The organism is Aminobacter aganoensis, from assembly GCF_014206975.1.
GTDB lineage: Bacteria > Pseudomonadota > Alphaproteobacteria > Rhizobiales > Rhizobiaceae > Aminobacter > Aminobacter aganoensis.
On the sequence record NZ_JACHOU010000005.1, the window covers coordinates 287,005 to 301,578 of the forward strand.

Below are 14,574 nucleotides of genomic sequence, written 5' to 3' on the forward strand. Positions count from 1 at the left end.
GCCATCCGCGCCGTCGTAGAGCAGTGCCGTGGCGGACCAATGCATCCGACGGGCGGGGGCGCTCTTCGAACGCATGCGTGGCCGGCCAGCGCCGGACCGCCGACTGGGCAGAGTCGGCGGTCCGCGCATGGGCCGTCTCCACGACGTTCGCGCCATCTCCAGCGAAATCGAGAGATCCATGAAAACAGCGATTGCATTGATGTTGTGCGGCATGCTCGCCGCGTGCAGCCAGACGACTTCGACGACCAGCACGACGAAGACGGCCGGGGCGCCCAAGGCGGCGGCCCAGGTCGCACCCAAGGGCAAGGCCGGCAAGATGACGGCCGAACAGCGCTGCGCCGAAGCGATGCGCAAGGCGACCCAGGCCCAGACCAACGCCGCCATGCTCGGCGGGGCGCTGTCGATGGTCGGCGGCTTCGGCGGCCTTGGCCGCGGCGGCGCCATCGCCGCGCAGGCGGCCTCGGTCGGCGGCTCGCTGATGCAGGCCAAGGCGCAGGACGATGCCGGCAAGGCAATGGACGCGGAGTGCATGGGATGAAGCCGATGATCGCACGCCATCTTGCGGCCGGCCTGCTGGCCGCGAGCCTCGCGCTTGGCGCCCTCGTCTCGCCAGCCAATGCGCTGACCGACGACGAGGCCGGCGAAGTGACCCGGCTGTTGAACGAGCTCTACCCGAGCGCGGGCAGCTTTGCCTTCGACGAGGAGGAGGCCGACGCGTCGTACGACCGCGACCAGGATCAGGATCGCCTCATCGAAAAGGCGGGTTTCGACCGCGACAGCTGGCGCCGGGTTCTCGGCGAGACCTTCCGCGGCTATCTCGCGCTGATGCCCGATGACGCCTTCACCGGCCGCTTCAAGCAGATGACCGACAGGCTCAAGGCCAACACGACGCTGACGCCAGAGCAAAAACAGGAAATGCAGGCGATGGTCGACGAGCAATGGGCCGAGATCGCCACGCTGCGCGAGGAAGGCAAGGAATTCGCCGACACCGTGCGGCGGTACGCCGACCTGCTGCATGTCGTGATGGGCGAAGACGCGGGCAACTGAACGGTCGCGTTCCTGGCGGACGCCGCCATCTCACACCGGGGCTGGGGCGACTGGAGCCTCAGCCTTCGGTGGCGGCAGGAGACGCGTCGCCGTCCCTGACCGCAGCGATCACGTCGGCGAGCAGTTGGTGCAGCTCGTCGCGATAACCGGTGCGCGCCGACGCCTCGCCGTCGTCGGAGGTCATGGCGACGGTCAGCCCGAGCGACGGCGCGATGTAGAGCATCTGGCCGCCAAACCCCCAGGCATAACGCACGTCCTCGCCGCCGATCCGGCGCAGGAACCAGCTGTAGCCATAGCCGTCGCCGTTGAAGACCGAGGTGGTGCGCGGCACCCAGGACTCCTCGATCCAGCCGGACGAAACGATCCGCTCGCCTTCCGCCGTCGCGCCGCCATTGCGGTAGAGCTCGCCGAAGACATGCAGAGATCGTGTGCTCATCGCCATCTGGTTGCCGCCGAGATAGATGCCCTGCGGGTCGCGATCCCAACCGCCGATGCGGAATCCCTTGAGCGGCGCGAGCCATTCGTGGGTCAGGTCGAGCGTCGAGCGGCCGGTCTTGCGGGTCAGGATGGCCGAGAGCAGGTGCGAGGATCCGGTGGAATAGAGCATGCCGCCGCCGGGATCGTCGACGAAGGGCCGGGCCAGCACGAAGCGCACCCAGTTGCCGCTGGCGACCCAGCGGCCATAATTGGGGCCGGAGGTGCGGTCGAGCCCCGCCTGCATCGACAGAAGGTTGCCGACGGTGATCTGGTCGAGACGCGGGTCACGGTTTTCAGGGAAGTCGCGGCCGAGGATCGGCGCGATCTTCTCGTCGACGCCATCCAGCACCTTGCGGTCGATGGCGATGCCGACCAGCAGCGAGAGCACCGACTTCGAGGCGGACTTGATGTTGGTGGAGGTATCCGGCGTGCTGCCGCGATAGCCGCGCTCTGCCAGGACCTTGCCGTCGCGGGCGACGATGACGGCCTTGAGGTTTTCCAGCCGGGCCGCGTCGTCGAGCAGCGCCGGCAGCGGCTTCGGCGCGGCCGCCTGCTGCGCAAGTGCCGGGGCGGCGAAGGGAGCGAGCCCGGCCAGGGCGAGGAACGCACGACGTTTCATGACGCCATGACCTATCCCGGCATCGCCGTGAAGTCATCCGCATCGCGGCTGACTCACGCCGAATTGACCGCCGGCCGCCACGTTGTGGAGGCCGGCGCAAGTCCGGTCTTTAGCGCCTGAGCACGGCGCTCAGCACATCGCGGATGCCGATGGCGCCGACGAAGCGCGACTGGTCGTCGAACAGCGCCACAGGCGACGTCTGCGAGCGGTGCATGGCAAGCATCACCAGCTTGAGCGAGGTGCCCGGCTTGGCCCAGAAGACGTGCGAGGCCTCGTCGGACGACTTCTCGATCTCGTCGACCGAGATCCAGACAGCCGGCTTGCCGTTGCGCTCGGCGGCGGCGACGAGACCCTGCGCGTCGATCTTGAAGCGCGTCGTCTTGCGCCGGTCGAGCCAGAGCCAGCCCTCGCCCGCATCTTCGAGATCGCGGCGGTCGCGCATGACGTTCCAGGCCGTCAGCACCGACAGCGGGTTCACATTGGCGATGAAGTCGCGGACATAGTCGTTGGCGGGCCTGAGCACGATGTCCTCGGGCGGGCCGGACTGGACGATGCGCCCGCCCTCCATGATGGTGATGGTGTTGCCGATCTTGAGCGCCTCCTCGAGATCGTGGCTAACGAAAATGATGGTCTTCTTCAGCGTCTTCTGCAGCTGCAGCAGCTCGTCCTGCAGCTTGGTGCGGATCAGCGGGTCGAGCGCCGAGAACGGCTCGTCCATCAACAGGATCGGCGCCTCGGTGGCGAAGGCACGCGCCAGGCCTACGCGCTGCTGCATGCCGCCCGAAAGCTCGTGAGCGTATTTCTTCGCCCACGGCGTCAGGTTGACGAGGTCGAGCTGCTTGCCGACGCGCGCCTTGCGCTCGGCTTCCGGCATACCGGCGAGTTCGAGGCCGAGACCGACATTTTCCTCGACCGTGCGCCAGGGCAGCAGGCCGAACTGCTGAAACACCATGGCGACCTGATGCTGACGCAGCCGCCGCAGCGTGGCTTCGTCGCAGGACACGACGTCGACCATCTTGTCGCCGTCCTTGACCATGACCTGGCCGCGCGAGACGAAGTTGAGCCGGTTGACCGCGCGCAGCAGCGTCGACTTGCCCGAGCCGGACAGGCCCATCAGCACCGAGATCTCGCCCTCGTTGACGGTGAGGTTTGCCCCAGCGCAGCCGAGCACGTTGCCGGTCTTTTCCAGGATCTCCGCGCGGCTGGCGCCGCTGTCGATCAGACTGAGCGAACCCTTGGTGTCGTTACCGAAGACGATGTCGACGTTCTTGAAATCGACGGCAATGTTCATTTCTTGCCTCCCACGCCGATACGGGTCATGCGGTCGAGCACGATTGCCAGCACCACGATGGCAAGCCCCGCTTCAAGGCCGAGGTCGATCTTGCGCGAACCGAGCGCCCGGTTGATCTCGGTGCCGAGGCCGCCGGCGCCGATGAGGGCGGCGAACACCACCATCGACAGCGACAGCATGATGCACTGCGTCAGCCCCGCCATGATGGTCGGCAGCGCCGCCGGCAACTCGACTTTCCACAACAGCTGCCGCTTGGTGGCGCCGAACGCCTCGCCGGCCTCGATGATGGCCTTCGGCACCGAGACGACGCCGAGATGGGTGAGACGCACCGCCGTCGGGATGACGAAGATGATGGTGACGATCAGGCCAGGCGCGTTGCCGAGGCCGAACAGGGTCAGCACCGGGATCAGATAGACGAAGGTCGGCAGCGTCTGCATCAGGTCGAGCACCGGCAGCATGACGCGGTAGACCTTGGGCTTGTGTGCGGCCCAGATGCCGAGCGGCACGCCGATCAGCATTGAGGCGGCGGCAGCGGCGACGACCAGCACCAGCGTCTCGACCGTCTGCTTCCACAGGCCCTGGTTGATGATGAACAGCAGCCCGAGTGCGACACCGATCGCCAGGGCCCGCGAGCGCTGGAGATACCAGGCAAGCAGCGCGATGAGCGCCACCACCGCAACCGGCGGCAACAGCAGCAGCGCATCGACCAGCCCGTCGAGCAAAAGGTTGAGGCCGTTGGAAAAGCCGCGGAAGATGGCGTTGAAGTTGTCGGTCAGGAAAGTGAAGAATGCCTTGCCCCAAAGGCCGATCGGAATCTTGTAGGCGGCCAGCAAGCTCGATACCGGATCCATCTGTCCCCTCTCTTTTTGCTTTGGGCACCGGTCGGGCCGATGCTTCTCCCCTAAGGTGATACGAAAAAGGGCAGCTGTCTCGCTTGGCTGCCCTTCATCATGTCATTTTGTCGGCGAGGACGCGGCTTAGCTGGCCAGCGCCGCCTTCACCGCAGCCGAAGCATCGCCGCCGTCGAAGGTGGTGACGCCGTCGAGCCAGGGCGTTGCCGCATCCGGGTTGGCCTTGAGCCAGTCCTTGGCAACGTCATTGGCGTTGCCGCCCTTGAGGATGGCATCCATCATGGTGCCTTCCATCTCCAGGTTGAACTTCAGGTTGCCGAGGAACTTGCCGACATTCGGGCACTCGGCGACGTAGCCCTTGCGCACATTGGTGCTGACGGTGGCAGCGCCGAAGCCCGAATCGCCCATGCCGTCGAGATAGGCGATCTTCATCGCGCCCATGACAGGATGCGGCGTCCAGCCGAGGAAGGCGATCCATTCATTGGACTTCATCGACTGCTCTGCCTGGGTCAGCATGCCAGCCTCGGACGATTCGACCAGCTCGAAGCCGGCGAGATTGTTCTCGGGCTTTGAGATCATGTCGAGGATGATGCGGTTGCCGTCATTGCCGGCTTCGATGCCGTAGATCTTGCCGCCGAACTTGTCCTTGAACTTGCCAAGGTCGGTCAGCGTCTTGACGCCGCCCTCAGCGACATAGCTCGGCACGACGATGCCGTAGCCGGCGCCGGACAGGTTTTCGCCAATGGTCTCGACCGAGCCCTCGGCGGCGTAATCCTTGATGTCGGCGGTCATCGACGGCATCCAGTTGCCAAGGAAGACGTCGAGGTCGTTGTTCTTGAGCGAGGCGTAGGTGACCGGCACCGAGAGCTGGATGACTTCCGGTTCATAGCCCATGGCGGTCAGCAGCACCGAAGCAACGCCCGTGGTGGCCTGGATGTCGGTCCAGCCGACATCGGACAGGCGCACTTTCTTGCAGCTTTCAGCGTCCCCCGCATAAGCGGCACCGGCAGTCATGACCGCCGACACGCCGATGGCGGCGGCGAGTGTTATCATGCGCGACATATGTAGATTCTCCCATTCGTATTTTTAAAGGCAACGCGATAGTGTTGTTGTTCGTCTTTGTCGCGAGCCAAACACCATTTTCCTTTGGATTCAAGTGACATGACGCAGCGACAGACGCCGCCGGCTGATCCATCAGCGACATCGCGAAGGTTTTTTGCGGTGGATGGCGAAGCTGCCCTCTCCCCGCGCCCGCCGGCTTGGGCTTAAGGAAGCACATGGCCAAGCTCTACTTCCACTATGCCACTATGAACGCCGGCAAGACGACCATGCTGCTGCAGGCGTCCTACAACTACCGCGAGCGCGGCATGACGACGATGCTGTTCGTCGCCGGGCATTACAGCAAGGGCGACACCGGCTACATCTCGTCGCGCATCGGCCTCGAAGCCGGCGCCGAAATGTTCCGCAATGGCGACGACCTGTTCGCCCGCATCGCCGAGCACCACGATCATACGACCGTGCACTGCATCTTCGTCGACGAGGCGCAGTTCCTCGAAGACGAGCAGGTCTGGCAGCTGGCGCGGGTGGCCGACCGGCTGAACATCCCCGTCATGTGCTATGGTCTGCGCACCGATTTCCAGGGCAATTTGTTCAGCGGCTCGCGCACCCTGCTCGCCATCGCCGACGATCTGCGCGAGGTGCGCACCATCTGTCGCTGCGGCCGCAAGGCGACGATGGTGGTGCGCCTCGGCCCCGACGGCAAGGTGGCGCGCCAGGGCGAACAGGTGGCGATCGGCAAGGATGTCTATGTTTCCCTGTGCCGGCGCCACTGGGAGGAAGAGATGGGCCGCGCCCAGCCAGATGATTTCATCGGTTTTGCATCGCGCGGCTAAGTAGCTTCGTCTTAAATGTTTTCGCCGGGCGCTTGCGTCTTTCAATCGCAAGATGCGGCACATATATTCGGCGCCACTGTCCCGCATTCGACACCGGAGGAACGTATGGCAACGCTGCAGAATTTCGATGCCGAAATCGCCAAGACCAAGCAGGTCGTGGAGGACATGCGGACCAAGATCGAGCAATCGGGCACCGTGCTCGACACGATCGCCAAGACCGACGAGAAGATCGGCGCCTCCGATTTCGACATCGAGAATGCGCGCATCCAGGACGTGCTCAAGCAGCAGAAGGTGATGGAAGGCAACATCGCCGACCTGATCATCGGCCTGGAAGACGCCACCAATGTCTTCGGCTCCGAATTCGAAAGCATGAAGAGCTTCACCGGCTGGGAGACGTTCGTCGGCATCTTCTCCGATTCGAGCAAGCAGCGCATGCGCACCGACCGCGTCCGCAACATGTCGCTGGCCGGCAACCTGCAGGAACTCCTGGTCAAGTCCGACACCATCGTCGGCATCCTGAAGGCGCAGAAGGACGTGCTCGATGCCCGCTACAAGACCTCGGAGACCAGCCTGTCCCAGGTGATCGAGCGCCGCAAGTCGACGATGTCGAACCTCGAGGCGATCCAGAAGCGCATCGAGGAGTTGAACCCGCTGCTGCTCGACATCGAAAACAAGATCGCGGCGTCGACCAGCCAGAAGGAGCGCACCGACCTCGAATCCCAACGCTCCAAGCTGGCCACCGAATACAACGAAAAGCAGGCCAAGGAGCAGGAACTGCTGGCCGAAAGCCAGACGCTCGAGCGCTACACCTCGATGTTCCAGACCTTCGTCGATTCGCTGAACAACCAGATCGCGGCGCAGAACACGCTGATCAACAAGCTGACCATCGATACCGAGCAGCGCATCGTGCTCTACAAGGCTCTGGAGGACTCGCTCAAGACTGCGGCCCAGCAGGACGTCGCCCACAAGATCAACACGCTGGGCTCGAAGGTCGACAACACCGCCGAGGAAACCATGGCTGGCATCGGTGCCGCGGCCCAGAAGCACATCGGCGACCTGCTCGAAATGCACGAGAAGAACATGGTGGCGACCGCCGACATCCAGCGCCGCAAGAAGCTGGCCGACGACGCGTTTGCCCGCCGCTTCGACGAGGTGCTGAAGAAGCACAACGCTTCGGACTACGTGCAGTCGTAACCTGGCCAGAATGGACGGTGTTGCGCCCTGCCGCACCCGGCAGGCCAGAGGGGCCAACGTCGAGCGCATGCGTCGGAGACTTCATTCATGACCCCTACCGACGACCCGGCGGTCCGCTATTTCGACGCGATCAAGGCGGCGCTGAGCGGCCTTGAGATCTTCATGCGCGACGACCGCTCGCCGCTCTACCGGCACGGCATCGTGGCGAAGATCGCGGCCGAATACATTTCGCGGCTGGAAAGGTCCTTCGCCTGCTGGCGCAACCGGCTCGGCTTCATGGAGACCTTCAAGATCAGCCGCGCCGAAAGCGGCTTTCCAGTATACCAGAACGTGCTGGAGCTGGAAAACGACCGCAAGACGGCGGCGCAGCGGCTGGCCAGCATCCCGCCGTCGGGCGAACTGCGCGAGGAGATGGCCGACTTCATCCTGCGCCACAAGGAATTTCCCGAGGCGCTGCAGCGCTCGATGGCCGAGCGGCTGTATCTCGAAGACGTCAAGGACGGCGTCACTTTCAGCCCGTTCATCCTGGCGCAGACGGCCAAAGTGTCGGCCAACCCGAAGTCGATGCGGCCCTATTATCTCGTCCATTGGGGCAGCTTCGACGGCAGCGCCAACCTGCCGATGATCTACATGGCCACCGTCGAGGATTCGTCGGAGGCGATGATCGAGCAGCTGGTCGACCGCAACGGCAAGCTCAACGAGAAGATCGACATCCCCCTGCCCGTCGACGGCCTGCTCAATCCCGACCTCGCCCACCGCTTCGACGACTTCACCGAGAAGAACTCGGCCTATTCACTGTCACCGCTGACCATCGCCACCAATCTCGACAAAGATTTCCCCGACCTGCACCCCAAGCAGCTGCGGCGGCTGGTGCTGGGCCCGTTCTATTCGGCCGGCATCACCGAGCACAATTCGGCGGTCGCCGAGGTGCTGTCCAAGGTGCGCAAGGCCGAAAATGCCTGGCTGCTGACCTGGACCATCCAGGAGGTCTATTCCAAGGCCGAGAAGCCGGGACGCAAGGGGCTGTGGTCGAGCGAGCCGGCAAGCGAGGAGTTCTTCATCAACACAGACGATCTCGAAGCCGCGCGCCAGGGCGTATCGAGCTACGAGAAGCACGCGCTGATCCCGCACGAGGCCTACCAGGCGCTCTATGCCGCCGGCGAAGCCGAGAAGATCTTCGGCGGCTACAAGGTTCATATCCTGTCGAAGGGACAGGTGATCAGCGATGTTTGAGGCGTCCGCCTGGAGAGACACGATCTCGCTGTGGTGGGCCAGGCAGGCAGGTAAGAGAAAGATTGCCTGGAAATGGGCTTCGATCGCCTTTGGCGTACCCACGGCAATCTCGGTTCTCGCAAACTTCAACAGCAAGCTTGATTTCGGCCCGCTTCTCAGCCGCATCGTGCTGGGTTTCAACACCGTGTCGATGCACGCCTGGGGTGCCGTGGGACAGGTGCTCGGGATCTCGCTGGACAAAATCCACGGCGCCCTGTCGTTTTGCCTGATCTGCGCCGGCGCCGCCATCGCGGCCTATTACGGCACCAAGACTGAAAGACGCCTCGCCTTCGACCGCTTCACGATATGCGAACTGGTGTCCCAATCCACGCTGGTTGCGGTTCTGAACGCGCCAACCAGGGTCTTTGACGCCGTTGCGATCTTTCTCAGCGCACTGCTCGGAACCGGTTATTTCATCTACAGCGACCGGCTGATCATCTCGGTGAAATTCTATCTGCTGATCCTGGCGGCAACCGCAGCCGGATTGTACGCGTTTTCCTACTCGACCCCGGTGGACGCCACGCAGGTTGCGATCATCACCTTCATGCTCTTTTCGATACTCACGCTGAAATTCGTGGGCGTCCGCAGATTGGTCTTCACCAGGATCATGGCATTTGTAATCGGCATCTTCGCGCTGGACCGTTTCGGTACAGTGGTGATGCCCGCAATCAACGATTGGCTCGACCGGATAGGAGCTTGAAAATGGACACCGGCCTGACCGCGATTTCCGAAGCCGACATCGAAAAGCACCGCGCCACCGCGCAGAGCTTCATCACCCGTATCGTCGTGCTGGAGGACAGCTCCGGCCAGTCGGGCACGGCACTCGCCGGCACCAACCGGCGCTTCGTCTCGACGGTCTCGACCGGCTCGATCCGCAAGACGCGCGAGGTCGAGCTTCAGAAGACCGTCGCTGCGATCCGCCCCGACGACCAGCTGATGTCGATCGCCCAGCACACGCTGCTGTTCCGCGCCCGCCGCGGCATCGCGGTGGCGCTGGCCGTCTCGGACGTCTTCTCGCGCTCGACAGACCTCGAAGCGTTGCAGGCCAAAAACGCCCGCAGCCCGCTGGAGGGCGACGAGGCCAGTCATTTCAAGAAGCTTTTGTCGGCGTCCGCCTATGTCGCGGCGTTTTCGCTTGCCTCCTATCTCGCCCAGCTGATCGACAGCGACGGCGAGGCGCCGAATGACGTGACCGAGCCCGACTTCCTGTTCGACACGCCGCAGGACGCGGTCAAGTCGATCGTCTCCGGCCTCGACCGGGCGCTGTCGGGCGCCAAGGACGATGCCGACCTTTTGACCCGCGGCCGCGCCTTTGCCCGTGTGGCGATCGAGGGACTGCTCCAGCGCAAGGGCCGCTTCGACGGGCTCGGCGCCTTCGAGAACGCCCATATCCGCATCGACGCCGACGACTTCACCCTCGACGGCTTCGACGTGGCTCCGGGCAAGAAGTCGAAGCCGCTGGTCATGACCTTCAAGCAGCCGCAGGAAGTCGTCGGCAACCACATCGCCAAGTTCCAGTCGGTCCGGCTGGCCAAGATGCTGATGGCCTATGACTTCGACCGCGAGTTGAACCCCTTCGTCGAGCTCGGCGGTTTTTTGTTTACGTTCATTGGCGACGGCGCGCCGGGCACCGGCAAGACCACGCTGATCCAGATGATCGCCGGCCTGGTCAACAACTACTGCCAGGTCGCCGGCTACCCGTTCGCTTACGAGAATTTCGGCGTCGACCAGATCTCGTCCTACCAGGGCAAGTCGGGCCAGAACTGCCGCCAGTTCATCAACAACGTGCTCAACCCGCGCGCCATCGGCTTCGGCACCATCGACGACATCGACCAGGTGGCGGCCAAGCGCTCCGACGACCGGGCATCGGCCGGCCAGCAGGAGATCACCGGCGTGCTGATGGACGCCTTCGCCGGTGCCGGCACCGTGGTGCGCGGCAACTGCTCCTTCGGCATGTTCTCCAACTATCCGGAGAATGTCGACGATGCACTGCGCCAGCGCGCCGGCGCACGCTGGTTGGTCGACGGCCCGCAGACCCGCGACGACTACATCGACATCTTCGTCCTGCTCGCCGGCAAGAACCACAAGATCCCGCTGGGCGAGCACGAACTCTACGCCGCCCAGGAAATCCAGCGCGCCGTGACCGAGGCCTATGAGGAGCACGAAAAGCCGCAGGAAGACGGGCTGATGAGAGTGTTCGAGCGCTTCATGAAGGACAATGGCGAGCCGAAGACGCTCGCCGATATCGGCACCTATCTGCACATGATCAAGGAGGCCGAGCCGCGCTTCACCGGCCGCGCCATCAAGAACGTCACCGACGCCATCAAGATGCGCGCCATGGACATCGAGCTGCCGGACGACTGGTTCGAAAAGCCCGAGACCTTCATGCACAAGGGCTATGACGAGAAGAAAGCAATGATCGAGGAACTGCGCGGGCCGTTCTCGCTTGCCATGGTGATGCAGGAGATCAACCGCTACGCCGACTCGGAGTTCCGCTACTCCGACAAGTCGGACGATGCCGCCGTGTCGAAGCTGCTCCGCGATGCAAGGCTGCGCGAGCGCGCGGCGAAGGAGATGGAGGAACTGAAGGCGAAAGGGCTGTGGAATGCGTGACGGGCGCTGGCCTTTCCTTCTCCCCTTGCGGGAGAAGGTGTCGCCGCAGGCGACGGATGAGGGGTGCTCCAGCGCAGCTCTCCGTCCATCACCCCTCATCCGTCTCGACGCTGCGCGTCGATCCACCTTCTCCCACAAGGGGAGAAGGAAGGAGCGCACCTTCGGCCACCTTTTGCCCATAAACGGGGAGAAGGAAGGGATGCAGTAAAATGGACCTGCTCCGCGACAACGAACTGATCTACGGCCGGTTGCTGCCGGTCGACGAACCGCATCTGATCGATCGCTACAACAAGGCCCTGACCGCCTTCGGGCTGAAACCGACCAGGCTGAAGGGCTTCGAGATCGACCGCACCGGCTTTTCGCCGCAGGTGGCCGAGGAACTGGGCGACTATCAATATCTCGACCCCAACGAGGTCAACCGTCGCTTCATCATCCTGACGCCGTCGCAGGCCGACCTGCCGGTGGTGCACACGGCGTTCTCCAACACCTCGCAGCTGCTGTTCGAATTCATGTCGAAGAACCAGCGCGCCATCGACGCGCTGACCATCAAGGACGTGATCTACGGCGAGATCGAGGATTCGGTCTCCAAGGTCGAGGACATCGAGGATCTGCTGTCGATCAACCAGGTCGAGTTCCGCGTGCTGTCGGCCGAGGACGTGCTCGGCAAGGCGGCCGAACTCGGCAAGCTGGTCGACAGACTGAAGCAGGAACCGGACGCCTGGCGCGATGACGCCATGCTCCAGCGCATGGTCGAGCTTGCCAAGGTCTGCGGCGACATCCGCGAGAATGCGCTGGTGCCCGACCAGGTGATCTTCCGCCACAACGCCTTCTGGACCAGCCATTTCGGCGGGCTCTACGTCTTCGTCGACCGCGATGTGACGACCGTCATTTCCGATCCCTCGGCACCGGGCTTCCGCCGCTCGCGGCCGTGGCAAGTGAGTTACCTGTCGATCCGCGACGCCGACAAGGTGTTCAAGTTCCTGGCCTCGACCGGCCGCCTCGACCTGCCGCGGGCCTCGTGGGTCGAAAGCTCCGGCTATCTCGAGCACCGCGCCGAAATGGCAGTCAGGGCGCTGATCCGCGCGGCCGAGCCGAAGCGCGATCTGGGCAAGGTCGACAAGGTGTGGCTGCAGACCTGGATCCACAGCCATGCCGACGCCATCAACAGCGACGGCACCTTCCCCTTCCTCAATGCCGCCAAGCGCGAGATCGCGCAGCTCGGCCAGCTCAGGCTCGAGGAGGTGTTCCCGCTGCACCGTTTCCTGGTCGTGCGCGCCAAGCCCGACCATCCCGACGCCTGGCTGACCAACCGGCTGATCTCGGAATTCGTGCCGGCCGATTTCGTCTCGCGCTATGTCTTCAACAAGCAAGGCTTCTACAAGGACTATGAAGAGCTCAGCGAGACCTGGCGATCCAATGTTGTGGACACGCTCAAAAACTCATATCTGAAAGACAAGGCAGCGTTCCGCGCACAGCTTTACGGCCTGACCGACTGAGGGGGTTCCATATGCTTGATCCGATCGTGAACTTCTTCACCCGGATATTCCAGCTGATCGGCCGTGGCCTCGGCTTCGTCATCGGCATCCTGCTCTGGCCCTTCATGTGGCTCGGCCGCTGGTACGTCCAGCGCGGCTGGATCCTGAAAGGCACGCTCGGCGCGGCCATCCTCGGCCTGGTGGCGCTCTACGGCTACTTCATCTGGAACACGCAGGTCTGGACCAACTTCGATCCCGACTATGTCGCCGCGCACAATTTCGACAACCGCAACGTTTCGGCGGGCGAGCAGATCGTTGCCGGCGGCGGCACCGACACCGCGCGCACCTGCGGCCGCTCGGCGATCGCCGACATCTCGGCCGAGCTGACCAATTTCAACGTCAACGAGAATGCCTGGATCTCGTCGATGATCCTCTACAAGACGGGCCTGTTCGGCCTGTCCTGGGACAAGACGCCGTTCCTCGACAACAAGGCATCGTTCCAGCGCGGCATCAACCAGGCGATCCGCCGCACGACGACCGAACTCGCCGACAATCTCGGCCGCGTGCGCGGCACCAGCCAGGTCGATTCCGACCTGCAGGACGCACGCGGCAACATGCAGTTCGACGAATACACCTGGTATTTCGGCCTGAGTCCGTTCGGCCCCAAGACCCCGACCCCGAGCTATTACCGCTCGGCGATCAAGAGCCTGAACAATTTCAACGCCCGGCTCGAAAAGTGCGAGTCGGTGTTCGACGCCCGCGCCGACAATTTGATCCAGTTCATCGACCGCATCGCCAACGACATCGGCGCGACGTCGGCGATCCTCAAGGACCGTGCCGAAAACTACAACAATGGCTGGTTCGACCCGCGCGCCGACGACCGCTTCTGGTTCGCCTATGGCCAGCTCTACGGCTACTACGGCCTGCTGAAGGCGACCCATGCCGACTTCGAGGACGTGCTGCGCACCCGCAACCTCGACAATCTCTGGGACACGATGGAGCAGCAGACCCGCTCGGCGCTCAACATCCAGCCCTTCATCATCTCCAACGGCGCCGAGGATGGCTGGTTCATGCCGTCGCACCTGATCACGATGGGCTTCTACATCCTGCGCGTGCGCTCGAACCTCGTCGAGATCAGCAACGTGCTGAGCAGGTGAGTGAGTAGTGAGTAGTGAGTAGTGAGTAGTGAGTAGAAGGAGCGGACGGGCATGCGCGCGTCCAGGCGCTGAAGTCTGAGCTCCCTACTCCCTACTCCCTTCCCCTGTCGCAATCCGTGCATTGGGCGGCTGTTTTGAGACGGCAGCACAGGCTAGTGTCGAGTTTCTATGCGCCCACGAGCACGGGTGCATTCGCCCACTCACGCAAAGTCTGCTTCCGGAGGAGCCGCCATGGCCGAGCACAAGACCGATATCCAGATTGCCCGCGCGGCAAACAAGAAACAGATCCAGGAGATCGGCGCCAAGATCGGCATTCCGACCGAGCACCTGCTGCCCTACGGCCACGACAAGGCCAAGATCTCGGCCGAGTTCATCGCCAATGCGCGCAAGAACAAGGACGGCAAGCTGATCCTGGTCACCGCGATCAACCCGACGCCGGCCGGCGAAGGCAAGACCACGACCACGGTCGGCCTCGGCGACGGTCTCAACCGCATCGGCAAGAAGGCCGTGGTCTGCATCCGCGAAGCCTCGCTCGGGCCCAACTTCGGCGTCAAGGGCGGTGCAGCCGGCGGCGGTTATGCCCAGGTCGTGCCGATGGAGGACATGAACCTCCACTTCACCGGCGACTTCCACGCCATCACCACCGCCCACAACCTGTTGTCGGCGCTGATCGACAACCACATCTA

General features: G+C 63.5%; 14 protein-coding genes. 10 read left to right on the top strand and 4 right to left on the bottom strand.

The genetic code is table 11. From position 1 onward, the window contains the following. Positions 1-178 precede the first annotated feature (178 nt). Both GGR00_RS13910 and GGR00_RS13915 read left to right on the top strand, forming a co-directional pair. Positions 179-538 carry a hypothetical protein gene (locus tag GGR00_RS13910; protein ID WP_156381081.1) on the top strand — a complete coding sequence of 120 codons (360 nt, stop codon included), beginning with the start codon at positions 179-181 and terminating at the stop codon, positions 536-538. Next, positions 535-1,047: a hypothetical protein gene (locus GGR00_RS13915; RefSeq protein WP_184699722.1), complete on the top strand. Its 513-nt coding sequence runs from the start codon at positions 535-537 to the stop codon at positions 1,045-1,047. Before GGR00_RS13910 ends, GGR00_RS13915 begins: the two co-directional genes overlap by 4 nt. 58 nt (positions 1,048-1,105) lie before the next feature. Here the strand turns inward: GGR00_RS13915 and GGR00_RS13920 are convergent, their stop codons facing one another. The 4 genes from GGR00_RS13920 to choX all read right to left on the bottom strand — a co-directional run bounded on the left by GGR00_RS13920 (position 1,106) and on the right by choX (position 5,347). Further along, entirely contained in the window at positions 1,106-2,143 is a 1,038-nt protein-coding gene (locus tag GGR00_RS13920) for a serine hydrolase domain-containing protein (RefSeq protein ID WP_184699723.1), read from the bottom strand. 109 nt (positions 2,144-2,252) lie between these two features. After that, complete coding sequence (choV, locus tag GGR00_RS13925; RefSeq protein ID WP_184699724.1) at positions 2,253-3,434, bottom strand: choline ABC transporter ATP-binding protein; 1,182 nt, start codon at positions 3,432-3,434, stop codon at positions 2,253-2,255. Continuing rightward, a complete protein-coding gene (gene choW / locus GGR00_RS13930; RefSeq protein ID WP_055970546.1) occupies positions 3,431-4,285 on the bottom strand; it encodes a choline ABC transporter permease subunit in 855 nt (284 codons plus the stop codon). The genes choV and choW overlap by 4 nt, the downstream gene beginning before the upstream one ends. Before the next feature lie 126 nt (positions 4,286-4,411). After that, positions 4,412-5,347: a choline ABC transporter substrate-binding protein gene (gene choX / locus GGR00_RS13935; RefSeq protein WP_184699725.1), complete on the bottom strand. Its 936-nt coding sequence runs from the start codon at positions 5,345-5,347 to the stop codon at positions 4,412-4,414. A 215-nt stretch (positions 5,348-5,562) separates the two neighbouring features. On the opposite strand from choX, the gene GGR00_RS13940 reads away from it, so the two are divergent. The 8 genes from GGR00_RS13940 to GGR00_RS13975 all read left to right on the top strand — a co-directional run. After that, positions 5,563-6,177 carry a thymidine kinase gene (locus tag GGR00_RS13940; protein ID WP_055970550.1) on the top strand — a complete coding sequence of 205 codons (615 nt, stop codon included), beginning with the start codon at positions 5,563-5,565 and terminating at the stop codon, positions 6,175-6,177. Between the two features lie 105 nt (positions 6,178-6,282). After that, positions 6,283-7,371 (top strand): hypothetical protein, encoded by a 1,089-nt coding sequence (locus tag GGR00_RS13945; RefSeq protein ID WP_184699726.1) that lies wholly within the window; start codon positions 6,283-6,285, stop codon positions 7,369-7,371. An 87-nt stretch (positions 7,372-7,458) separates the two neighbouring features. Then, entirely contained in the window at positions 7,459-8,604 is a 1,146-nt protein-coding gene (locus GGR00_RS13950; RefSeq protein WP_184699727.1) for a hypothetical protein, read from the top strand. Continuing rightward, a complete protein-coding gene (locus tag GGR00_RS13955) occupies positions 8,597-9,343 on the top strand; it encodes a hypothetical protein (RefSeq protein WP_184699728.1) in 747 nt (248 codons plus the stop codon). The genes GGR00_RS13950 and GGR00_RS13955 overlap by 8 nt, the downstream gene beginning before the upstream one ends. Before the next feature lie 2 nt (positions 9,344-9,345). Continuing rightward, positions 9,346-11,256: an AAA family ATPase gene (locus tag GGR00_RS13960; RefSeq protein ID WP_184699729.1), complete on the top strand. Its 1,911-nt coding sequence runs from the start codon at positions 9,346-9,348 to the stop codon at positions 11,254-11,256. Positions 11,257-11,465: 209 nt separating this feature from the next. Then, the gene (locus tag GGR00_RS13965) at positions 11,466-12,752 is read left to right on the top strand and encodes a DUF6638 family protein (protein WP_184699730.1); all 1,287 of its coding nucleotides are present in this window, start codon (positions 11,466-11,468) and stop codon (positions 12,750-12,752) included. An 11-nt stretch (positions 12,753-12,763) separates the two neighbouring features. Beyond that, positions 12,764-13,888, top strand: coding sequence for a DUF2333 family protein (locus GGR00_RS13970; protein ID WP_055970562.1), 1,125 nt, complete (start codon positions 12,764-12,766; stop codon positions 13,886-13,888). Between the two features lie 231 nt (positions 13,889-14,119). Continuing rightward, on the top strand, positions 14,120-14,574 hold a 455-nt coding region (locus GGR00_RS13975; RefSeq protein WP_184699731.1), incomplete at its 3' end, for a formate--tetrahydrofolate ligase.